Origin of the sequence: Aquitalea sp. ASV15 (assembly GCF_016429115.1) — a bacterium.
GTDB lineage: Bacteria > Pseudomonadota > Gammaproteobacteria > Burkholderiales > Chromobacteriaceae > Aquitalea > Aquitalea magnusonii.
Genome location: NZ_JAELTZ010000010.1, coordinates 67,351 through 89,237, shown reverse-complemented (window position 1 = coordinate 89,237; position 21,887 = coordinate 67,351). Strand labels below are relative to the sequence as shown.

Sequence of the window (21,887 nt, the reverse complement as noted above, 5' to 3'; positions counted from 1 at the left end):
CCAGCACAGCAAAGTGGCTGGCCAGCGACCAGCACCGCTACGGCACAGCGAGGAAACAGTGCGGCACGGACCCCTGCCCTGGCAGGGCAGGTCGGCAACAAGGCAGCAGGGGCCGGCCAGGTGGCGGCGCACAGGAAAGGCGGGAGGCAGGCAAAAAAAATCCCCTGAGGGTTCTCAGGGGCCAACACGAGGAAGAAACATCTGGCTGGGGTTACCAGCTTGATGCTTCGAGGGGCTAACACCACAAAAGGCCTTGCGGCCTTCAGTGCGATGCACAATTTAGCGCAAAAGCTCTATTCTGTCCATTCAATTCAGCAGCTTAGACCCGCTGACAAAACCCCCGCTCCAGCCTTGCGCCTCCTTGCCGTACTCTTTGTACTGTCGCGTCGGCGCGCCGTGGCCGGGTTCTCTACGGGGTTTTGTCAGCCGCTCTTAGCGCTCATGCCCACTGGTAATCCTTGAACATTTCACGCAGTTTCATCTTCTGCAGCTTGCCGGTGGCGGTATGCGGCAGCTCGTCCAGAAACACCACGTCGTCCGGCGTCCACCACTTGGCAATCTTGCCTTCGTAAAAGCCGATCAGCTCTTCGCGGGTGGCGCTGGCACCGGGCTTGAGCACCACCACCATCAAGGGGCGTTCGTCCCACTTGGGATGCAGCACACCGATGGCCGCGGCTTCGGCCACCGCCGGATGACCCACCAGGATGTTTTCCAGCTCGATGGAGCTGATCCACTCGCCGCCGGACTTGATCACGTCCTTGGTGCGGTCGGTGATCTTCATGTAGCCATCGCGGTCGATGGTGACCACATCGCCGGTATTGAACCAGCCGTCTTCAGTATGGGAATCGTCCAGCTCGCGCTTGAAGTAGCGCGACAGCACCCAGGAACCCTTGACCTGCAGATTGCCAAAGGCCACACCGTCATTGGGCAGCGGCTTGCCTTCGTCGTCGACAATGCGGATGGCCACGCCGTAAATGGGACGGCCCTGCTTGGTTTGCAGTGCACGTAGTGTCGGTGTGTCGCAACCGTTGTGCTTGAACTTGGGCGTACTGGTGGTGCCACAGGGCGACAATTCGGTCATGCCCCACAGCTGGCGCAGCTCGGCACCGTGTTCGGCCAGCTGGTCCACCATGCTTTCCGGCGCGGCCGAACCACCGACAATCACCCGCTTCAGGCTGTGAATCTTCAGGTGATTCTTCTGGCAATGCTGCAACAGCATCATCCAGATGGTGGGCACACCGGCCGCCATGGTGACGCCTTCGCTTTCGATCAGCTCGTACAGGTTGACGCCGTCCATCTTGGGGCCGGGCAACACCAGCTTGGCCCCGTTCATGGTGCAGCTGTAGGGCAGGCCCCAGCCATTGACGTGGAACATCGGCACCACCGGCATGATGGCGCCCTGGGCAGAGATATCCAGGCTGTCCGGCAGCGAACTGGCAAAGGCATGCAGCACGGTGGAACGGTGCGAATACAGCACGCCCTTGGGGTTGCCGGTGGTACCCGAGGTGTAGCACAGGCTGGAGGCGGTGTTTTCGTCGAAATCCGGCCACTGGTATTGGTCGCTATGGCTGTTGACCAGGTCTTCATAGCACAAGAGGTTGTCCAGCGTGGACTCGCGCGGCATGTGGGCGCGGTCGGTCAGCAGGACAAAATGCTGCACGGTGGTCAGTTCGGCAGCGATCTGCTCCACCACGGACAGGAAGCTGAGATCAAACATCAGCACCTTGTCTTCGCCGTGATTGATGATGTAGCTGATCTGCTCGGCAAACAGGCGCGGGTTGACGGTATGACAGATGGCACCGGAGCCGGAGGTGGCGAAGTAGATTTCGTAGTGGCGGTAGCCGTTCCAGGCAAGGGTGCCCACGGTGTCGCCGTGCTGCACACCAAGCCCGGCCAGCGCATTGGCCAGCTGCCGGCTGCGGCGGGCAGCTTCACGGTAGGTATAGCGGTGAATCGGGCCTTCCACGGTACGCGACACGATCTCGCTGTCGCCATGGTAGGTTTCGGCATGTTGCAGCAGGGCGGAGATCAGCAGCGGCTGCTCCATCATTTGTCCACGCATCTTGTTTCCCCTCTATTGTCGTGGTTTGGAATGCATCAAAAGACCATAGGCATTTTGGGGCATTTGCTCCAATCACATTTTCTGATGAAAACCGGAAAGACCTGCTGATGAAAACAGAGGTTTGCAGGGGAATAGACGGGAAGTTTCCTAGCGCTTGCTTGGCAGAAAGCACAATAAAGCCCTGCTGCAGCAGGGCTAAGGCGGGCAAGGCAGCAAAGGGCGGCGTTCTGGCGGCCAGTCCACTGCAAAGGCGGACGACAAGCAGCTTGCCAGTTGGCCCGCGGCGGCACTGTGCTGGCAATACAACAGCTGATGCGTTTTAGCTTTTGACCGGGCGCTTGGCCAGCATGCGTTGCAAGGTGCGGCGGTGCATGCCCATGGAGCGGGCGGTAGCCGAGATATTGCCATCATGCTCGTTCAGCACCCGTTGCAGATGCTCCCAGGTGACCCGCCGCAGGGACATCGGCTGTGGTGACAGCGGCAGCTCCGGATTGGCCATCACCTGCTGGAAGGCCGCCAGGATGTCATCCACCCCGGCCGGCTTGGCCAGGTATTGCACCGCGCCCAGCTTGGTCGCCTCCACCGCGGTGGCGATGCTGGCATAGCCGGTCAGCACCACCACCGCAGCATGCGGATAGCACTGCCGCAATTCGGGCAATAGCCGCAGGCCGCTTTCGCCTTCCAGATTCAGGTCCAGCAGGATGCGCAGCGGTGGTTCATCCCGTGTTTGCAGCGCAGCAGCGCCATCGGCGGCGCACTCGACGCGAAAGCCACGCCGCGTCAGCGAACGCGCCAGCACCGTGGCAAAAGCCTGGTCATCATCGACCAGCAGGAAATCCAGCGCCATTTCACTCCTCCTGTGACAAGGGCAGCCGCACGCAGGCGTGTACGCCCCCCTCGGCACGGTTATCCAGGGTCAGGGTTCCGCCCAGCCGTGCCAGCGTGGCATGGCTGAGCATCACCCCCAGCCCCATGCCGGCCGGCTTGTCCGAATCCAGCGGCGCCAGGCCGGCGCGTTGCAATTGCTGGGCGCTGAGACAGCCTTCGCGATTGATGATGTCCAGCTGCAACTGACCGTCCAGCAAGGATGCGGTAACCGTCAGCGCGCCGCCACCGGCCTCGGCCGCATTATTGATCAGATTGAAAAAGGCCGGCCAGAAGGCGGCATCCAGCCGCACCCGCGGGTCCGCACCGGCCGGGGCCTGCCAGTCCAGCTGCACATCCGGCCGCAGGCTGCGCCAGCCGGATAGCTGCTGCGCCAGGGTGGCGAATAGCGGAATGGCGGCATCCTGTTGCTGAATGCCCTGCTTGAGCCGCGCCAGCGCCTGGGCACAGCTGCCCAGCTGGGCCTGCATCAATTGCAGGTCCTCTTGCAGATTCGCATCCGCCGCATGCTGTTGCAGCATGTCATCCACCAGCAGGGTCAGGGTATTGATCGGGGTGGACAGCGAATGCGCCGCACCGGCTGCCTGCATGCCCACCGCCAGCAGTTGTTCATCGCGCAACTGGGTTTCCCGCGCCGCGGCCAGCGCCGCCTCGCGCGCCGCCAGCTGACGGGCCAGCCAGGACACAAAGCTGGTGATCAGCAACGCCGACAGGGCAAAGGTCAGCCACATGCCGACCAGGTGCAGGGAAAAGGCATAGGCGGCATCGCTGCCCTGCAAGGGCCAGGGCAGATGCCAGCCAAACAGCGCGGCATAGGCCAGCATGCTGAGCAAGGACAGGCCCCAGGCAAACAGACCGGGCGACAGCAGGGCGGCAAACAGCACCGGCGGCAGATACAGCGAGGCCAGCGGATTGGCCGCACCGCCGCTGAACGCCATGCACTCGGTCAGGGCCAGCAGGTCGGCCAGCAAACCCAGCCGCAACAGGGGCAGGGCCGGGCTACCCTGGCGCAAGCGCTGGCTGAGTACCGCGTTGAACAAGGCCAGTGTGGCCAGCGCCTGCAACAGCAGCAGCCAGGGCAGCGCCAGGCCGGACAGTGCGCACAGCAGCAGCAACAGGCCACCGGCGGCCAGCATCAGCCAGCGCAGACGGGCGATCAGGCGCACCGCATCCGGCAGATCGGCGACCAGACGGGAAGAGGAGGAAAACAGTTGGGCCAGCATGGCCGACACTTTAGCATCCCGCAGCGCCGATGGTGACTGCGACATAATGCCGCACACCATGACCGGCTGCGCTGGCGGACCGACCTCCCCCTCACCGCGGCGGCAAGCCGCAACAGCACTGCCCTGCTCGTCGCCGCCCGGCCAGTCTGCTAGTCTTGCAACACTTTTTGTCGAACTGAGCCGGATGAAACATTTGAAACTCGCAGGCTGCGGCCTGATCCTGTTTATCGCGCTGGGGCCACTGGTGGGCTTGCTGGCCAGCGGGGTCATCCCCATGCTGGCCTACATCATCGGTGCCTTGCCGGCCGCGCTGGCCGGCATGCTGCTGGTTCTGCTGCGCCTGTCGCTGGATGCCGGCATCAGCCGCTGGCAGCAAAGCTGGCCGCGCTGGCGCCTGCTGGCGCTGGCGGCCCTGCCCGGCGCCCTCATCGGCGGCGTCGTCACCGTGTATTACAGCCGCTGGCTGCAGCCGGCTTTGTACGACCCGCTGTTCAACTATTATGTCGGGGCCGTGGCTGGCGGAGTGTGCAATGCCTTGTTCTGGCAATTGCGCAGCCAGGCCGGGCCTGAGGGCTGATCCACCGCACCCGGCAAGGGGCGGTGACCAAAAGAAAGCCCGCCGGGTCGGGGCGGGCTGCAACTCTTGGATGTGCCGGGCAAAACCTTGGGCAACCCGGCTAACATTGACTCAGCCTACGCCATGCTGCCGTGGCCGCCAATGCGACAGATTGTCGCAGGCAGCCACTCAGGCCACATGCAGGCTCACCTGCAAGCCGCCCTCCGGGCGATTGGCCAGTTGCAGGCACAGGCCGTGCAGGCTGGCAATGCGCTCGACAATGGACAAACCCAGCCCGCTGCCCGGCATATCCTGCCCGGGCGGACGGAAAAAGCGTTCATGCACCCGCGCCAGCCACTCCGGCGCAATACCCGGCCCATCATCCCGCACCACCAGGCCAGTCGCAGCCGCCTGCAATTCGATGCAGGCACCGGGCGGGCAATAGCGCACCGCATTGTCCAAGAGATTGCGCAGCATCAGGGTGAGCAAGGTGGCATCGCCGGCCAAGGGCAAGACCTGTGCCGCGCCGTCCTGCCAATGCAGTTGCAGCTGCATGTTCTTGGCCGCGGCGGCGGCAGACACATCGGCCATGGCGTCGCGGCATACCACGGCCCAGTCCACCGGCTGCGCCGCCGGCAAGCCCTGCAGCGGGTCCAGCCGCGATAGCGCCAGCAATTGCTCCACCAGGCGCGTGGCGCGACCAATGCCCTGCTGCAACTGCCCTAGCGCATGCTGGCGGCCGGCTTCGTCCGGCATCAGCGCCATCACCTCGGCCTGCACCTGCAAGGCCGCCAGCGGCGTGCGCAACTCATGCGCGGCATCAGCAGTAAAGCGGCGTTCGTGCTCCATGGCCGCGGCAATGCGCGCCAGCAGTGCATTCAGCGCACGCACCATGGGCAGGACCTCGCCCGGTACATTCTCCGGCAGCGGGCTGTGCTCCAGCGGGCTGCGCCGGGCCAGATTGTCCGCCAGCAGCTGCAGTGGGCGCAGCCCCTGGCGCACCGCCCACAGAATCAGCAGCAGCAAGACCGGCAAACCCAGCAGCCACGGCAGCAGCTGGCCCTGTATCACCTTGCGCACCACCTCGTGCCGCAGCTTCTGCCGCTGGCCTACCGCCACCAGCCGCGAGCCATCCGGTGCCGGCAGATAAAACAGACGCCACTCATCCTTGTCATCCTGCCCGCTGACCGTATAAAAACCGCGCCGCGCGGCATCGAAGCGGAAATGACGCCCCTTGCCGTCGCTCAGCAACAAATCACCCTGCTCATTCCATACCGCCACGCCGATGTCGTCATCTTCGATATCGCCGCGGTCACCGCCACGGATCAGCTTTTTGGTTTTGGGCAAGACCGGCAGCTCGCCCTCGCCATGCTCCCCCATATTGACGCTGAGCAATTGCCGGGCAAACAGGGTGAGCTGGGTGTCGTACAACTCGTCCACTTTGTGATGGGCTGCATAGGCGGCCACCACCGTGGACACCAGCCAGATCAGCGGCACGGTAATCAGCAACAGCACTGCCAGCCGCCGCTGCAGGGTTGGCCGCTGCCTCATTGCGGCTCGCCCAGTGCGTAGCCAATACCGCGCTGGGTGCGGATAAAGCCAGCCCCCAGTTTTTTGCGCAGGTGATGGACATACACCTCCACGGCATTGCTTTCCAGCTCCTGCCCCCAGCCGTAAAGCTTTTCTTCGATCAGCTCGCGCGACAGCACCCGTCCCTTGCTGGACAGCAACAGTTCCAGCAAGGCCAGCTCACGCGCCGTCAGTTCCAGAGCCTTGTCCTCCAGCCAGGCGGTACGGGCCACCGGATCAAAACTCACCGCACCATGCACCAGCCGGCTCACACTCTGGCCATGGCGCCGCCGAATCAGCGCCCGCAAGCGCGCCGCCACTTCGCTCAAGGCAAACGGCTTGACCAGATAGTCATCCGCGCCGGCATCCAGTCCTTGCAGGCGCTCGTCCAATGTATCGCGGGCGGTCAGCACCAGTACCGGCACATCCTGCCCGGCCTGACGCCAGGCGGCGAGGATGTCCATGCCGTCCATGCCCGGCAGGCCCAGGTCCAGCACCACGGCATCAAATGGAGCCGCCGACAGCGCGGCCAGCCCTTCCCGCCCCTGGCGAAACCAGTCGACGACAAAGCCCAGCTGTCCCAGCCCCATTTTCAGGCCATCACCAATCAGCGGATCATCCTCCACCACCAATATGCGCATGTTTATTTCCTTGCCTCGACTCCGGCCCTGGCCTGCTCCACGCCGCGCTGTGGCACGGGTTTGATGCCAGTCACCATGGCCTTGATCAGATTGATGCCACCCAGCCGGCTCATCACCAGTGCCGCCAGCACATGCAGGCCGACACTGCCGATCAGGATATTGGCCAGCGCGCCATGCAGTGCCTGCATGCCATCGTCCCCCCAGAAAGCATCGCTGCCCAGCAGGTAGCCGGTGACAGCCAATCCCAGCACCAGCGCCATCAGCCACAACATCATCAAGGCGCCCAGCGGATTATGCCCGGCATGGGCATCCAGCCGGCCCTGGCGCAGGTCTTGCCAGTGTGCCCGCAAGCGGCGCGGCGTAGGAAAGAAATCAGCAAAGCGGGCAGGCCTGCTGCCGACAAAGCCCCACACCACCCGCGACAGCACCAGCACCGCAGCCAGATAGCCAGCCCAGCGATGGGGGCCTTCGCCATCTTCCAGTACAAAATAATTGCCCAGCACACAGGCCGCCAGCGTCCAGTGGAACACCCGGACAAAACGGTCCCACACCTTGATTCCCTGGGTATTGTCAGCCATCAATCCATTTCCTTTCAGCCAACAAGCCGGCCGGGAGTCCCCGGCCTGCAACACCTTATTGCTGTACTTCGCTCTTTACCGGCTTGCCGGTCTTGGTGTCGAAGTAGATTTCCACCTTCTTGTCATTCTTGTTCTTGCCATAGATTTCATAGCACTGGCCGCTCACCTTGAACTTGTCGATCTTGTAGCCCTGAGCTTCCAGCTGTTTCTTGAAATCTTCCTGCTTGATCCACTCACTCCTGGGGTGGGTTTCACACTTGGCAGAAGCCCATACGGCAGGGGCGGCAAAGGCAGCACACAGGGCGGGCAGCAGCAGTTTGTTCATTTCTCGACTCTCCTGGATTAAACCGGTTCATTCCGGCGACAGGGCCCATTAAAACGGGTATCGCTTAAATGCCGCTTAAACAGCCGATCTCTGGCATTGCGTCATGCGTCCGTCACCAAAGCCACATCGCGCTGTCATCTGCACCATGCAGCATGACGCGGTACAACACGGCAGAACGGACCCGACATGCAGCCCGATACCGCCTCCACCAGCAGCCGCCACTATCGCGCCATCTGGATTTCCGATGTACATCTGGGCACCTCCGGCTGCCGCGCCGACCATCTGCTCGACTTCCTCAAGCACAACGAATCCGACTACCTCTATCTGGTGGGCGATATCGTCGACGGCTGGCAACTGAAAAAGTCCTGGTACTGGAAGCAAAGCCACAACGATGTGGTGCAAAAAGTGCTGCGCAAGGCGCGCAAGGGCTGTCAGGTCGTCTATGTGCCGGGCAATCACGACGAAGCCGCCCGCCACTATGTGGGGCTGGACTTCGGAGGCATCGCCATCCGCCGCGAGGCCGAGCACACCACCGCCGATGGCAAGCGCCTGCTGATCATCCACGGCGACGAATTCGACGGCGTCATCCAGCACATCAAGTGGCTGGCCTATGTCGGCGACTCGCTCTACACCGTCATTCTGGAACTGAACCGTGGCTTCAACTGGCTGCGCAAGCAGCTGGGCATGCCGTACTGGTCGCTGTCGCAATATCTCAAGCACAAGGTAAAAAACGCGGTCAACTTCATCAGCGACTTCGAGAAGATCCTTGCCGGCGAAGCCCGCCGCCGCGACTACGACGGCGTGATTTGCGGCCACATCCACAAGGCCGAAGTGCGCGAGATCGACGGCATCCTGTACGGCAACAGCGGCGACTGGGTGGAAAGCCTGTCGGCCCTGGTCGAACACGCCGATGGCCGGCTGGAAGTGGTGTACTGGACCGAATTGCAATCCGCCCCCGAACCCACCCGCCGCAAAAACAAGCAAAGCCCCGGCGTGACACCGCCCCCCGCCGGCCAGGCAGCCGCCACCCAACCCGCCTGGCTGCCGCAACCGGCCACACCGGCCATGCTGACGCAGGCAGACACCACTGCCCAACTGTCCGACCCCACCCAGGAGACACCATGCGCATCCTGATCGTCACTGACGCCTGGAAACCGCAAGTCAACGGCGTAGTCCGTACCCTTACCGAAACCAGCCGCGAGCTGACCCAGTTCGGCCATCAGGTGGACATGATCACGCCGCTGGAATTCAAGACCCTGCCCTGCCCCACCTATCCCGACATCCGCCTGTCCATCCTGCCCTACCGCCAGGTAGCACGACGGATTGCCGAACTGGCGCCACACGCCATCCATATCGCCACCGAAGGCCCGCTGGGACTGGCGGCACGCCGCTACTGCCTGCGCCACAAACTGGCCTTCACCACTGCTTATCACACACGCTTTCCGGAATACATTGCCGCCCGTACCCGCCTGCCGCTGTCCATCAGCTATGCCTGGATGCGGCACTTCCACAATGCCGGTGCCGCCACCATGGTGCCCACCCAGTCCATTGCCGATGACCTGCGCGCCCGCGGTTTTACCAAGGTGGTGTTATGGAGTCGCGGCGTGGATACCAACCTGTTCACTCCCGGCGAACGCGACCGGCTGGATGAAAGCACGGCCCCGCGCTTTGTCTATATCGGGCGGGTCGCGGTGGAAAAGAACATCGAAGCCTTCCTCAAGCTCGACCTGCCGGGCAGCAAATGGGTGGTGGGCGATGGCCCGCTGATGGCCCGCCTGCAACGTGAATATCCTGAAGTCCACTTTGCCGGCGTATTTCCGCAAAACGAACTGGCGCGCTTCTACCGCGCCGCAGACGTGTTTGTCTTCCCCAGCCTGACCGACACCTTTGGCCTGGTGCTGCTGGAGGCCATGGCCTGCGGCACGCCGGTCGCGGCCTATCCGGTGGCCGGACCACTGGATGTGGTGGGTAACAGCGGAGCGGGCGTGCTCGCCGACGATCTGCGCCAGGCCTGCCTGGATGCAATGAACATCGACCGCAGCCATGTGCGCCGGGTGGCCGAAGGATTTTCCTGGGCAGCTGCCGCACGCCAGTTCGAACAACACTTGCACCCCAATCCGCCAGAGCGCATCGCCATCCTCAAACCACAGGCAGGTTGAGGCCGCCAGCAGCGCTGGCGTTGCAAAATGGTCGCAGCGCCCATGGCAGCAGGGACAAGACTTCAGCACATTGCCATGGCCGCGGCCTGCAGCGCGCTACAAAAAAAACTTGAGTCCGGCCAGCACCGGCCTATACTGAAATCATTCAGTAACAGGGAGGGTTTGGGATGAGTCATTGGCCGGATTCCGACAACCTTGTTCAACCTTGTGTTCAGAACCCATCGCCTTCTCAGGTTTGATGGCGGCTGCTTCAGCGTAGCCGGGAGCACTCCCAGCGTCCATCACGGATGCATCAACGACAGGTCGTCGGTAAGCCAGACACGAAACAACAGACTTTGCTTGAGCTTGATGAGTTAGCCGGGGCTGGAAAGCCCTTATCCGCCACCCTAACAGGCAGCGATCATGATGTTACCGCCCGCACAACCAAGGGCATGGTTCACGTAATATCAGTGCTTTACGACTTATCTGGTGCTGTGCATACAGCCTGTTCTTTGGTAATGACCTGTTCGCGGTTTTGCAGAACATCGTTGGCAAACATGTTCGCCGCGGCTCGGGTTGCAGTCTTGTATGTAATGTTTGCGTTATCCCGCAAAACCTTCTGAAACATGCAGTGACACACCTCGGAGGGCGGCCAGTCAAGCCGCCCTCTTTCACATTCTAGTCCTGCTGCTGCCTGATGCGCTCAATCACCACCCGTGCCAGATGCTGGGTCGTCACCCCGGGCGACATCACGTCAGGCGTGGCAATGCCATCCAGCAATGTGGCCCGTACTGCCTGCTCGATACGCAGCGCCAGTTCCGGCCGCTGCCACCAGACCCGCAGCAACATGGCCGCACTGAGAATGGCCGCCAGCGGATTGGCAATGCCCTGGCCGGCGATGTCCGGGGCAGAACCATGCACGGGCTCGGCAATCGCTGCTGCGACGCCCAGATTCAATGAAGGCGCCAGACCCAGTCCGCCACCAAATGCCGCAGCCAGATCCGACAGAATATCGCCATACAGATTGGGTGCCAGCAGCATGTCGAAGCTTTCCGGCGCCTGTGCCAGACGCAAGGCAGCGGTATCCACCAGCATTTCGTCCACCGCGATTTCCGGAAAGTCCCGTGCCACTTCGCGTGCACAGTCGCGGAACAGGCCATCGGTGCGTGGCAGGATATTGGCCTTGTGAATGATGGTGATGCGCTGGCGGCCAGCATTGCGCGCCAATTCGAATGCGCTGCGCGCCACCCGCAGGGATGCCTTGCGGGTAATGCGCTTGATGGCCACCGCCACTTCACCATCAGACTGCTCATCCCCCACATACAGGTCTTCGGTATTTTCACGCACGATGATCAGATCAATGCCGCTACGGCTGCTAGCCAGCGGCAAACTGAGCGTGGGGCGGATATTGGCATGGCAGCCCAGTTCGCGGCGCAATTGCACAATGGGCGAGCGATAGCCCTCCACCAGTTGCATGGGCGAGCTGACGGCACCAAAAAACACTGCCCCGCATTCACGGGCAGCCGCCAGGGTGCGCTCAGGCAGCGCCTTGCCATTGCGGCAGAACTCTTCCCAGCCCGCATCGGCAAATACCAGCTGCAAGCCAGGCAGCACGGCTTGCAGCACCCCGACCGCCACCGGCACCACTTCATGACCGATCCCGTCTCCGGGAATCACACACAGCTTCATTGCACGCTCCGCTTTCTGTCTGCAGAACAGCAGATTGTACTCGCCAGAACTGCAAGCGCCCAAAAATAATGACAAAAGAATGGCGATGGGATTTGGCTTGGTACACTGTCGGACAACAGCAACCAGGCCAATACCTTTATGCACTAGCGCAGCGTGCAATACAATTTGCTGATCTAAATCAATCAGTGATTAAGAACAATCAGGAATAAACACAGCGGAAAGAAATCGTTAGGGCTAGCCCATGCTTTAAGGTAACATCCTGTTCCAGTTGACTTTCCCGCCAGGCCGCATGCCTTGTACGCCACAGACAGTGACCAGGCCTGGCAGCGCGGCGATTTGATCATTATGTACAATGACATAGTGAGAACGGCTAGCAATGTTTAGTCAAGCGGACCCGAAAAGGGTAAAATCGCGGCAACCACTCATTCCTTGATTTCTTTTGGATAGCGAGCAGCAATTTATATGTCCTCCCCCAATCTGACCGCTGAAAAGGTCTTGTCGGTTCACCACTGGAACGACACCCTGTTCACCTTCACCTGCACCCGCGATGCCGGTCTGCGCTTCATCAACGGCCAATTTGTCATGATCGGCCTGGAAGTGAACGGCAAGCCGCTGATGCGCGCCTACTCCATTGTCAGCTCCAATTACGAAGAGCATCTGGAGTTTTACAGCATCAAGGTACAAGACGGCCCGCTGACCTCGCGCCTGCAACACCTGCAGGTTGGTGATACCGTGATGATCAGCAAGAAGCCCACCGGCACTCTGGTGCAAGACAACCTGCTGCCGGGCAAAAACCTGTATCTGCTGTCTACCGGTACTGGCCTGGCACCGTTCATGTCCATCATCAAGGACCCGGAAGTTTACGAGCGCTACGACAAGGTCATTCTGACCCACGGCGTACGCTGGGTCAGCGAACTGGGCTATCACGACTACATCACCAATGAACTGCCGGAAAACGAGTTCTTTGGCGATATCGTCAAAGAAAAGCTGATCTACTATCCGACCGTGACCCGCGAACCCTTCCGCAACCAGGGCCGCCTGACCGATCTGATCACCAGTGGCAAGATGTGCGCCGATATCGGCCTGCCGCAGCTGAATCCGGAAAACGACCGCGTGCTGATCTGCGGTAGCCCGTCCATGCTGCACGACCTGTGCGAAATCCTGAATGGCCTCGGCTTCAAGGAATCCCCGCGCATGGGCGAGCCGGGCGACTACGCCATCGAACGCGCCTTCGTGGAAAAGTGATCTGACTTTTCACTGGCCACAGACAAAACGCCATCCAGCAGGATGGCGTTTTTCTTTGCCGGTACTCCAACGATGTCGGCTACAGACGGAAACAACAGATGCAAAAAGGGAGGCCGAAGCCTCCCTTTACTTATTGCGAGCCAGACGCTGACGTCTGATTAGTTTGCTGCGGAAGCCGGAGCGGCTTTCTTGGCAGCGTGCTTTTTAGCGTGGTGTTTTTTGGCAGCGTGCTTCTTGGCCGGAGCGGAAGCATCAGCAGCCTGGGCTTTCTGAGCGGAAGCTTCTACTTTCTTGGCAGCGTGCTTTTTAGCGTGGTGCTTTTTGGCAGCGTGCTTTTTGGCCGGAGCGGAAGCGTCAGCAGCCTGGGCTTTCTGAGCGGAAGCTTCTACTTTCTTGGCAGCGTGCTTTTTAGCGTGGTGCTTTTTGGCAGCCTTTTTAGCCGGAGCGGAAGCGTCAGCAGCCTGGGCTTTCTGAGCGGAAGCTTCTACTTTCTTGGCAGCGTGCTTTTTAGCGTGGTGCTTTTTGGCAGCCTTTTTAGCCGGAGCGGAAGCATCAGCAGCCTGGGCTTTCTGAGCGGAAGCGTCTACTTTCTTGGCAGCGTGCTTTTTGGCGTGATGCTTTTTGGCAGCCTTTTTAGCCGGAGCGGAAGCGTCAGCAGCCTGGGCTTTCTGAGCGGAAGCGTCTACTTTCTTGGCAGCATGCTTTTTGGCGTGGTGCTTTTTGGCAGCCTTTTTAGCCGGTGCGGAAGCGTCAGCAGCCTGGGCTTTCTGAGCGGAAGCATCTACCTTCTTGGCAGCATGCTTTTTGGCATGGTGCTTTTTCACAGCCTTTTTAGCCGGAGCGGAAGCGTCAGCAGCCTGGGCTTTCTGAGCCGAAGCGTCTACCTTCTTGGCAGCATGCTTTTTGGCGTGGTGCTTTTTCACAGCCTTTTTAGCCGGGGCGGAAGCGTCAGCAGCTTGGGCTTTCTGAGCAGAAGCTTCTACTTTCTTTTCGCCCTTCTTGGCGTGGTGAATCTTGGCAGCTTTGGCTTTCGGTGCGGAAGCAGCCGGAGCAGAAGCGTTGGTGGCGGCGAAACCAGCAGCGGAGCTCAGACCGAAGGCGGCAGACAAAACGAGCAGGGTCAGTTTTTTCATGTTGCGTTCTCCAATATCAAGTGGGGAGTGTTCTTTCCGAGACACCGCAGCGGTGTTTCCATGAGTCGTATCCTAGCCCTGCCCGTCAAGCCCGTCTGTGAGTGCTATGTAAGCCCGTGTAACGCTAAGTACAAAACTAGCGGTGGGTGACGGTCACAACCTGATAAACCGCGCCAAACAAGGTTTCCTTGTGCCAGCTGAACCGTTCGGCATGGCTGGCATACGCTGAAATTTCATTACGCCACAGTGCTTCGGCAAAGGGTTCCAGCTTGCGGTTGACCCACTTGAGCAACCATCCTATCGGTTGCCATGCTGCCGGCCGATGATAGTCGACAAACACCGCCCTGCCCCCTTGCGGGACTTGTGCCAGCATATTGTCGACAATGCGCTGCTTCAAATCATCCGGTACTTCATGCAACAGGAAGAAGCTGCACACCAGGTCTGGCTGTTGTTCCAGGCGGAATGTGGCCGCATCGGCGCGCACCACGCGGGCCTGCGGATAGTCACGCAGCTTGCGCACAGCATGTTCGACCTGGACCGGGGTGATGTCGGTCAGCACGAACTCGCCCTGACTGCCCACCCTGGCGGCGGCCTTTTGCACCAGATCGCCATAGACATGGGCTACCTGCCACACCCGCATGCCGGGCTGGATCTGCTGCAGATAGCGGCGCATCAGCCGCTGGTCATTCAGAAACAACAGCGTGCTGACCACCAGATTGCGGTCCAGCAGCGCGGCGCGGCGCGGGTTGACGTAGGCCCAGTCGTAGACTTCGGTCATATAGTCCGGCACTCCTTCGTAATAGGGATTGCACGGCAGCGGTGGGTGGTTGCGGCTCATGGTGGCACCTTGGCATTAGCTATTCATCAATAAAGTTTAGCAAATGCTAATATGCAAATTATTGAGCTAGGCCAAGCTTTATCCCGATCCGGCAAGCTGCTGTTTACCAATGCAAAACGGCCCTGCCGGGCCGTTGTACGCATGGAATGCGGCCTAGTCTGCCAGGGTCAGCACCACCGGGGTGTGATCGGACGGGCGTTCCCACTTGCGCGGGGTCTTGTCGATGACACATGCGCTGGCGCGCGCCTGCAGCGCCGGCGTAATCAGGATGTGGTCGATGCGCACGCCCTTGTTGCGGCGGAACATCATGGCGCGGTAATCCCACCAGCTGTATTGCTTGTCCTCCTGATTGAACAGGCGGAAGCTGTCGGCCAGCCCCAGGCCAATCAAGGCTTGAAATGCCGCACGCTCCGGCGTGCTGCACAGCACCTGTTCGTGCCAGCTTTCCGGGTCGTACACATCGCGGTCTTCCGGCGCGATATTGTAGTCGCCCAGCAAGGCCAGCTGCGGGTGGCGGGTGAGCTCGTCGGCCACATAGGCATGCAGCTTGCCCAGCCATTCCAGCTTGTATGGATACTTCGGCGAATCAACGGCTTCGCCGTTGACGAAGTAGCCACAGATCACGCGCACGCCGTTTACCGTGGCGGCAATCACCCGGCGTTGCGGGTCGTCATAGCCGGGAATACCTTGCACCACATCGTCCAGCTGCAGGGGCTGCCGTACCAGGATGGCCACGCCGTTATAGGTTTTCTGGCCAAACCAGGCAGCGCGATATCCGGCGGCCTCGATCTCGGCCAGCGGGAACACGTCCTGATCCATCTTCAGTTCCTGCAGACAGAGCACGTCCACCGGGCTATCTGCCAGCCACTGCAATACCTGTGGCAGACGGACCTTGAGTGAGTTGACGTTCCAGGTGGCTAATTGCATATCTTCAGTTCTCGTTTACGGATGAAAGCAGCTGCCTGCAGGCAGCCACTACACATTACAGACAAGGTATCAGCCCGGCTGGCGGCACGGGGCAAACATGTCCAGCTGCTTGTTGTAGACGCTGGTATGCACCCCCAGCAAGCCCAGCAGCGAGTGGAACAGATTGTCATGCGAATAAGGCTCAGCCTTGCGCCCTTCCAGGCAGCGCTGGTTCAGCCCGACTTCCTGCTGGAAGCTGTCGGAGAACCACATCATCGCCCCGATATGCTTTTGCGCTTCCGGCGCAAACAGATAGGGCGTGCCATGCAGGTACATGCCGTTTTCGCCCAGCGATTCGCCATGGTCGGACATATACAGCATGCCGGTGTTATAGCGCTGCTGGTTGGCTCGCAGGAAGTCGATGATGCCGGACAGTACGGTATCGGTATACAGGATGGTGTTGTCGAAACCGTTGACGATCTGCTCGCGCGGGCAGCGTGACAGCTCGCTGGTCTGGCATACCGGCTTGAACTGCTCCTGCGCTGGCGGATAACGCTTGTAATAGGCCGGGCCGTGGCTGCCCATCTGGTGCAGCACCAGCACCACGTCGCGGTCGGACTGGTCGATCAGCTGCTGGGCATTTTTCAGCAGGATTTCGTCCCAGCATTCGCCCGTGGTACACAGCTTGTCATCCTTGCTGTTGCTGACGTCTTCCAGCGTCACACGGTTGCACACATCCTTGCAGCCGGACTGGTTGTCACGCCAGATCACCTTGTAGCCGGCGCGCTGCAGTACATCCAGCACGTTTTGCTGGCGTGCGGCCTTGTCTCCATCGTAATTGGCGCGGCCGATATCGGAGAACATGCAGGGCACCGAGACGGCGGTTTCCGTGCCGCAGGAATGCACATTGGGCAGGTTGATCAAGCCGCTCTGTGCCGCCAGCTTGGGATTGGTATTGCGCGGGTAGCCATTGAGGGAAAAATGATCGGCACGCGCGGTTTCGCCCACCACCAGTACAAACACGGTCTTGCGCTTGTGCTGCTGCCAGCTGGCATCGCGTTTGGCATCCTCTCCCAGCGGGCTGACCACGATGGGACCGCTATTGTAGTGGTCCTGGATATAGCCATTGGTGGCCTGGATATAGTTGAAAGGCGTCAGGTAATGCCGTAGCTGGCGGTTGTTGCGGAACAGCGAGGCAAAGTCCTGGTAAGCGGCAAAGGCGATGCCCAGCAACACCGCGGCGGAAATCAGGAGGGTCAGCAGACGTGCACCACTCTCGCGCAGCGGCGAGCGCCATTGGATCTGGCGCCGGCACAGCCACCAGGCGGGCAGGATGCCCAGCACCACGACAAACAGTGCCATCTTGCCGGTCAGCAGATCGCGCACTTCCTTGTTATCGGTCTGGACTGCGTTTTGCACCATGTGTACATCAATCATCACCCCGTACTGGTTCATGAAATAGGTGATGAAAGAGGTAATCAGCAGCAACAGCGCCATCAAGGGCTTGCCGATATACGGCCAGTTGAACAGCGACAGCACCAGATTGTAAAACGCTGTCACCAGCAGGAAGGATTCCAGCAACAGCTTGATGCCGTGGCCATCCAGCGGGCCGACGATGCGCAACATTTCGCGCCAGAATGGCAGGTTGTAAAACAATACCAGCGCGAGCGACACCAGCAGGGTGAGTCGCTCGGGTCGAATGGAGCTGTTGGAAACCATCTTGCCCTCGTCAACAAGGGGCCGCCGCACTGCTGTGCGGTACAAGCGGCCCGGCAATGGAACAGACCGGCCATAGCGGCGGTCTGCCTTGATTATCAGGTGGCCAAGACCAACCGGCTAAGCGGGCTGGCATGGCGGAAAATCGACGCCATCTTACCCGATTAGTCGCGGGGCAATATGGCATTTCTGTAGCAATTGTTTTAACGGATATGCAGCGCCGAACAGCCGCTGGCTTGAACAAATAAACAACAGTAAATTTGATCAAATTTGCCGAAGCAGGCGATTGCTGGCTAGAATGGACCCATGTTCATCACCGGTAGAAGCAAATTGTCCAGACAAAGCAAACCCCTGCAGTCCCAGCAACATCCCCTCTGCCCGACCAAAAACCCCAATCGTTCCACGCTGCGCCCCTTTAGCGATGCCTTTACCCTGCGCACGCCCGGCTTTGCCCAGCATCATCGTCCGCATCGTCCCGACAAGGCAGACAACGAACCTTCCAGCTGATTTTAGTGAAATGGCGATTCCGCCCTGCGCCCGGTCATGTACCGCTTAGCGCCAGGTTGTTTCACCGAGGCGTCATCTCACTGAAAGCACGATCCGACACCGCCGCATGGCGGTGTTTTCATGTCTGCCGTGGAACAGCAGGCAAAAAAATACCCCCAAGGGGGATTGGGGGTAGGGGAAAAGACACAATATCGATGTCCGTTGAGGGGCAGAGATAAGCGTCTGGCTCGCTTGCTGCTCTTGGAGATAACCCGTTGAGCAAAGATTAGAGCCAGAGCAAATCAGGGGAGTTCCCTCCCCTCCTGTAAATATTTGTTGTGACTCAGGCCGCCTGTTCCACCATGCCGGAGTGACGCAACAGTGCGTCGATCTGCGGGTCGCGGCCGCGGAAGGCACGGAAGGATTCCAGCGCCGAACGGCTGCCACCAACGGCCAGCACTTCATCCCAGAAGCGTTTGCCGGTGGCGGCATTGGCACCGCCAGCCTCTTCGAAAGCGGCATAGGCATCGGCCGACAGCACTTCCGCCCATTTGTAGCTGTAATAGCCCGCCGCATAACCACCAGCAAAAATGTGGCTGAAGCTGTTGGGGAAGCGGTTGTAGGACGGCGGGAAGTTAACCGCCACTTCCTGGCGCACCTCGTCCAGCAAGGCCAGCCAATCGCCGGTGCTGGCATCAAAATCGGTATACAGCAGCATGTCGAATAGCGAAAACTCCAGCTGGCGCACCGTCATCATGCCGCTCTGGAAGTTCTTGGCGGCCAGCATCTTGTCAAACAAGTCACGCGGCAGGGTTGCGCCGGTTTCGGCATGGGCGGTCATGCCTTGCAGCACATCCCACTCCCAGCAGAAGTTTTCCATGAACTGGCTGGGCAGCTCTACCGCATCCCATTCCACGCCATTGATGCCGGACACGCCCAGCTCATCCACCTGGGTCAGCATGTGGTGCAGGCCGTGGCCGAATTCGTGGAACAGGGTGATGACTTCGTCGTGGGTGAACAGCGCCGGCTTGTCGCCCACCGGGCGGGTGAAATTGCAGGTGAGGTAGGCCACCGGGGTTTGCATGGTGTCGCCCTTCTTGCGACGGCCACGGGCGTCGTCCATCCAGGCACCGGGGCGCTTGCCCTCGCGCGAGTACAGATCAAAGTAGAAGCTACCCACCAGCTGGTCATCCTTGAGGATGTCGTAGAAACGGACATCGTCATGCCATACCGGCGCGCTGCTCTCGCGCACCTGCACCCCATACAGGGTGTTGACCACGCCGAACAGACCGGGCAGCACCTTGCTCTCCGGGAAGTACTGCTTCACTTCCTGTTCGGAGAAGGCATAGCGCGCCACGCGCAGTTTTTCTGCGGCATAGGCAATGTCCCAGGCTTGCAGGTCGGAAAGGCCCAGCTCCTTGCTGGCAAAGGCTTCCAGCTCGGCACGGTCTTTTGCCGCAAACGGTTTGGCACGGGCGGCCAGGTCGCGCAGGAAGGCAATGACTTGCGCCGGGCTTTCCGCCATCTTGGTAAACAAGGACAGCTCGGCATAATTGGCAAAGCCCAGCAGCTGGGCCTCTTCGCGCGTCAGTTGCAGCTTTTCGCGGATGATTTCGGTGTTGTCGTGCTCGGGCAGGCCGAACTCCGACGCACGTTTCACATAGGCGTCGTACAGCTTCTGCCGCAGTGCGCGGTTATGGGCGTACTGCATCACCGGGAAGTAAAACGGGAACTGCAGGGTGATCTTGTAACCGGTTTTTTCATCGGCCTGGGCAGCTGCGGCAAACAGGGCCAGTGCGTCTTCCGGTACGCCGTCCAGCTCGCTGGCGTCTTCCAGATACAGGCTGAAGGCGTCGGTGGCATCCATCACGTTCTGTTCGAAGCGGGCGGACAACTCGGCCAGACGGCTCTGGATGGCGGCATAGCGCTGGCGCTGCGCCTCGGGCAACTCGGCACCGGACAGGCGGAAATCGCGCAGATCGTTCTGGATGATTTTCTGGCGGGCGGCATTGTAGCCGGCATAGGCCGGGCTGGCCTCGATGGCCTTGAACTGGCCGAGCAAGGCCAGGTTCTGGCCCAACTCGGTCCAGAATTCGGAAATGGGCGCGATGTTGGCGTTGTAGGCATCGCGCAGTTCCGGGGTATTCACCACCGCATTCAGATGCCCCACCACGCCCCAGGCGCGCGACAGCCGCTCGGTGGCATCAGTCAGCGGATCAACAAAGTTCTCCCAGCTTGGGCTATCCACATGCGCGGTCAGTTGCGCCACGGTGTGACGGGCCTCGCTCAGCAATTGCGCGATGGCCGGGCTGATGTGTTCGGGACGGATCTCGGCAAAGCGTGGCAGACCGGTAAAGTCGAGGAGCGGGTTCTGGCTCATTGTTCACTTCCTGTGGGCAATTGGCAGTGGCTGGCACAGCACTGCGCCGGTATCGAAATCAGGCGGCCAGCCGGCGAACCGGCGGCGACCATTGCTATATGATAGGGAATCCTGAACCTGTTAGATGAGGACGTTCTGATGAATCGCAATATCCGCCCCTATGATGGCACGACCCCGCAGATTGCCGACTCCTGCTATATCGACCCTGCCGCCGTGGTGATTGGCGACGTGACGCTGGCAGATGATGCCTCGGTGTGGCCGTTTGCCGTCATCCGTGGCGACGTCAACGCCATTCATATTGGCGAGGGCAGCAATATCCAGGACTTTGCCATGCTGCACGTCACCCACAAGCGCGACAGCGACCCGGTGGGCGCGCCACTGCATATTGGCAAGCACGTCACCATCGGCCATCACGTCACCCTGCACGGCTGTACCATTGGCGATGAAGTGCTGGTGGGCATCGGCAGTATCATTCTGGACCGCGCCGTAATCGAAGACCGCGTGCTGATTGGCGCTGGCAGCCTGGTGCCGCCGGGCAAGCGGCTGGAGTCCGGTTATCTCTACCTGGGCAACCCGGTGAAACAGGCGCGCAAGCTGACCGAGCAGGAACTGGCCTACTTCAAGTACTCGGCCGAGCACTACATCCGCGTCGCCAACAAGCACAAACCCAATCTGCAATAAACCCTCACCGGAGACTTGCCATGCCGCTGCAACTACGCAATGCCAACGAGAGCGATGTCGCGGCCATTGCCGCGCTGATGTTGCCGGAAAGCAGCAGCCAGGGCGGTACGCTGCACGGCGATTTTCCGGTGGAAAAGATCAGTCACTGGCTGGCACAAGCCACGGCAGACCAGATGCCGATACTGCTGGCGGAAGACGAGGCCGGCCTGCTGGGCGTGCTGTTTACCAGCAGCAGCCGGCATCAGGATAGTCCGGTGGCAATACAGATGGCACAGCTGCATCACGGCACCGGGCCATTCTATTTCTATGGCCCGGTTTGCCTGGCAGCACGCGCACGCGGCCAGGGCTTGCTGGCCGCCATGTGGCAGCAGCTGCAACGGCAACTGCCCGGCCAGCAGGCCGTATTGTTCATCCATGCCGACAACCAGGCCTCGCTCAAGGCGCATGCCAAGCTGGGCATGGTGGTGGAGGCGCAGTTCGAACTCAATGGCCAGCCCTGCGTGTTACTGAGCAGCCGCTAAGTACCATGGCCTGCCAGCTGGGCGGGCCTTTCCCTTCCTCATCTACTGCCCATCCGCCTATCTGACCTGGCAACCTGATCCGGACTGCGGGGGAATGGATTTTTGCCAGCTGGCAGTGATGGCTTGGCATGTCAGTCATCACGCCCGTCCTGCCTGGCATGGGCTCACAATCATTGCGCGCCATTAGCAATGGCAGGCCACTCGACACCCGCCATTCTTTAGACACGAGCAGTCGGCAAAACTGGCTGAGTGGGCATTGCTGATCAAAATCTAGCGCAGTGTAATGCCTGATCAATCTTCCCTGCGATTGGTCTG

Annotated in this window: 20 protein-coding genes; 6 read left to right on the top strand and 14 right to left on the bottom strand. The window is 60.5% G+C overall.

Annotated features, from left to right (window positions below; translation table 11 throughout):
• Nucleotides 1-439: 439 nt before the first annotated feature.
• The 3 genes from JHD64_RS06465 to JHD64_RS06455 form a co-directional block, all read right to left on the bottom strand.
• Nucleotides 440-2,062, bottom strand: coding sequence for a 3-(methylthio)propionyl-CoA ligase (locus JHD64_RS06465; RefSeq protein ID WP_059287415.1), 1,623 nt, complete (start codon nucleotides 2,060-2,062; stop codon nucleotides 440-442).
• Nucleotides 2,063-2,381: 319 nt separating this feature from the next.
• Nucleotides 2,382-2,909, bottom strand: coding sequence for a response regulator transcription factor (locus JHD64_RS06460; RefSeq protein ID WP_059286121.1), 528 nt, complete (start codon nucleotides 2,907-2,909; stop codon nucleotides 2,382-2,384).
• A gap of 1 nt (nucleotide 2,910) precedes the next feature.
• Nucleotides 2,911-4,170, bottom strand: a complete 1,260-nt coding sequence (locus JHD64_RS06455) for a HAMP domain-containing sensor histidine kinase (protein ID WP_170124154.1) — start codon at nucleotides 4,168-4,170, stop codon at nucleotides 2,911-2,913.
• A gap of 193 nt (nucleotides 4,171-4,363) precedes the next feature.
• Here JHD64_RS06455 and JHD64_RS06450 point away from each other — a divergent pair, with 193 nt between their 5' ends.
• Complete coding sequence (locus JHD64_RS06450) at nucleotides 4,364-4,747, top strand: hypothetical protein (protein WP_146215926.1); 384 nt, start codon at nucleotides 4,364-4,366, stop codon at nucleotides 4,745-4,747.
• A gap of 168 nt (nucleotides 4,748-4,915) precedes the next feature.
• Here JHD64_RS06450 and JHD64_RS22330 read toward each other — a convergent pair whose 3' ends face one another.
• From JHD64_RS22330 to JHD64_RS06430, 4 genes are read right to left on the bottom strand one after another with little or no spacing between them, the layout of a single operon-like run.
• Complete coding sequence (locus tag JHD64_RS22330) at nucleotides 4,916-6,277, bottom strand: ATP-binding protein (RefSeq protein WP_199052644.1); 1,362 nt, start codon at nucleotides 6,275-6,277, stop codon at nucleotides 4,916-4,918.
• Nucleotides 6,274-6,936, bottom strand: coding sequence for a response regulator (locus JHD64_RS06440; RefSeq protein ID WP_059286486.1), 663 nt, complete (start codon nucleotides 6,934-6,936; stop codon nucleotides 6,274-6,276). Before JHD64_RS06440 ends, JHD64_RS22330 begins: the two co-directional genes overlap by 4 nt.
• A 2-nt stretch (nucleotides 6,937-6,938) precedes the next feature.
• Nucleotides 6,939-7,514, bottom strand: coding sequence for a cytochrome b/b6 domain-containing protein (locus JHD64_RS06435; protein ID WP_199052643.1), 576 nt, complete (start codon nucleotides 7,512-7,514; stop codon nucleotides 6,939-6,941).
• Nucleotides 7,515-7,569: 55 nt separating this feature from the next.
• Nucleotides 7,570-7,839 (bottom strand): PepSY domain-containing protein, encoded by a 270-nt coding sequence (locus tag JHD64_RS06430; protein WP_059286484.1) that lies wholly within the window; start codon nucleotides 7,837-7,839, stop codon nucleotides 7,570-7,572.
• A 186-nt stretch (nucleotides 7,840-8,025) separates the two neighbouring features.
• Between JHD64_RS06430 and JHD64_RS06425 the strand changes: the two genes are divergently transcribed.
• Both JHD64_RS06425 and JHD64_RS06420 read left to right on the top strand, forming a co-directional pair.
• The gene (locus tag JHD64_RS06425; RefSeq protein WP_233170363.1) at nucleotides 8,026-8,973 is read left to right on the top strand and encodes a UDP-2,3-diacylglucosamine diphosphatase; all 948 of its coding nucleotides are present in this window, start codon (nucleotides 8,026-8,028) and stop codon (nucleotides 8,971-8,973) included.
• Nucleotides 8,961-9,998: a glycosyltransferase family 1 protein gene (locus tag JHD64_RS06420; RefSeq protein ID WP_199052642.1), complete on the top strand. Its 1,038-nt coding sequence runs from the start codon at nucleotides 8,961-8,963 to the stop codon at nucleotides 9,996-9,998. The genes JHD64_RS06425 and JHD64_RS06420 overlap by 13 nt, the downstream gene beginning before the upstream one ends.
• 657 nt (nucleotides 9,999-10,655) lie before the next feature.
• Here JHD64_RS06420 and JHD64_RS06415 read toward each other — a convergent pair.
• Nucleotides 10,656-11,666 carry an isocitrate/isopropylmalate dehydrogenase family protein gene (locus tag JHD64_RS06415; protein ID WP_199052641.1) on the bottom strand — a complete coding sequence of 337 codons (1,011 nt, stop codon included), beginning with the start codon at nucleotides 11,664-11,666 and terminating at the stop codon, nucleotides 10,656-10,658.
• A gap of 462 nt (nucleotides 11,667-12,128) precedes the next feature.
• On the opposite strand from JHD64_RS06415, the gene JHD64_RS06410 reads away from it, so the two are divergent.
• Entirely contained in the window at nucleotides 12,129-12,911 is a 783-nt protein-coding gene (locus JHD64_RS06410) for a ferredoxin--NADP reductase (protein ID WP_059286481.1), read from the top strand.
• A gap of 158 nt (nucleotides 12,912-13,069) precedes the next feature.
• On the opposite strand, the gene JHD64_RS06405 is transcribed toward JHD64_RS06410, so the two are convergent.
• The 6 genes from JHD64_RS06405 to JHD64_RS06380 form a co-directional block, all read right to left on the bottom strand.
• Nucleotides 13,070-14,044, bottom strand: coding sequence for a hypothetical protein (locus JHD64_RS06405; protein WP_199052640.1), 975 nt, complete (start codon nucleotides 14,042-14,044; stop codon nucleotides 13,070-13,072).
• 136 nt (nucleotides 14,045-14,180) lie between these two features.
• Entirely contained in the window at nucleotides 14,181-14,882 is a 702-nt protein-coding gene (gene rquA / locus JHD64_RS06400; RefSeq protein ID WP_199052639.1) for a rhodoquinone biosynthesis methyltransferase RquA, read from the bottom strand.
• A 153-nt stretch (nucleotides 14,883-15,035) separates the two neighbouring features.
• Entirely contained in the window at nucleotides 15,036-15,809 is a 774-nt protein-coding gene (gene xth / locus JHD64_RS06395; RefSeq protein ID WP_059286953.1) for an exodeoxyribonuclease III, read from the bottom strand.
• A gap of 69 nt (nucleotides 15,810-15,878) precedes the next feature.
• The gene (locus tag JHD64_RS06390) at nucleotides 15,879-17,507 is read right to left on the bottom strand and encodes a phosphoethanolamine transferase (protein ID WP_199052638.1); all 1,629 of its coding nucleotides are present in this window, start codon (nucleotides 17,505-17,507) and stop codon (nucleotides 15,879-15,881) included.
• Nucleotides 17,508-17,768: 261 nt separating this feature from the next.
• Nucleotides 17,769-17,966, bottom strand: coding sequence for a hypothetical protein (locus JHD64_RS06385; RefSeq protein WP_199052637.1), 198 nt, complete (start codon nucleotides 17,964-17,966; stop codon nucleotides 17,769-17,771).
• Between the two features lie 367 nt (nucleotides 17,967-18,333).
• Nucleotides 18,334-20,370: a M3 family metallopeptidase gene (locus tag JHD64_RS06380; RefSeq protein ID WP_059286956.1), complete on the bottom strand. Its 2,037-nt coding sequence runs from the start codon at nucleotides 20,368-20,370 to the stop codon at nucleotides 18,334-18,336.
• A 138-nt stretch (nucleotides 20,371-20,508) separates the two neighbouring features.
• Between JHD64_RS06380 and JHD64_RS06375 the strand changes: the two genes are divergently transcribed.
• The gene (locus tag JHD64_RS06375) at nucleotides 20,509-21,051 is read left to right on the top strand and encodes a gamma carbonic anhydrase family protein (protein ID WP_059286957.1); all 543 of its coding nucleotides are present in this window, start codon (nucleotides 20,509-20,511) and stop codon (nucleotides 21,049-21,051) included.
• A 20-nt stretch (nucleotides 21,052-21,071) separates the two neighbouring features.
• Complete coding sequence (locus JHD64_RS06370; protein WP_199052636.1) at nucleotides 21,072-21,572, top strand: GNAT family N-acetyltransferase; 501 nt, start codon at nucleotides 21,072-21,074, stop codon at nucleotides 21,570-21,572.
• Nucleotides 21,573-21,887 lie beyond the last annotated feature (315 nt).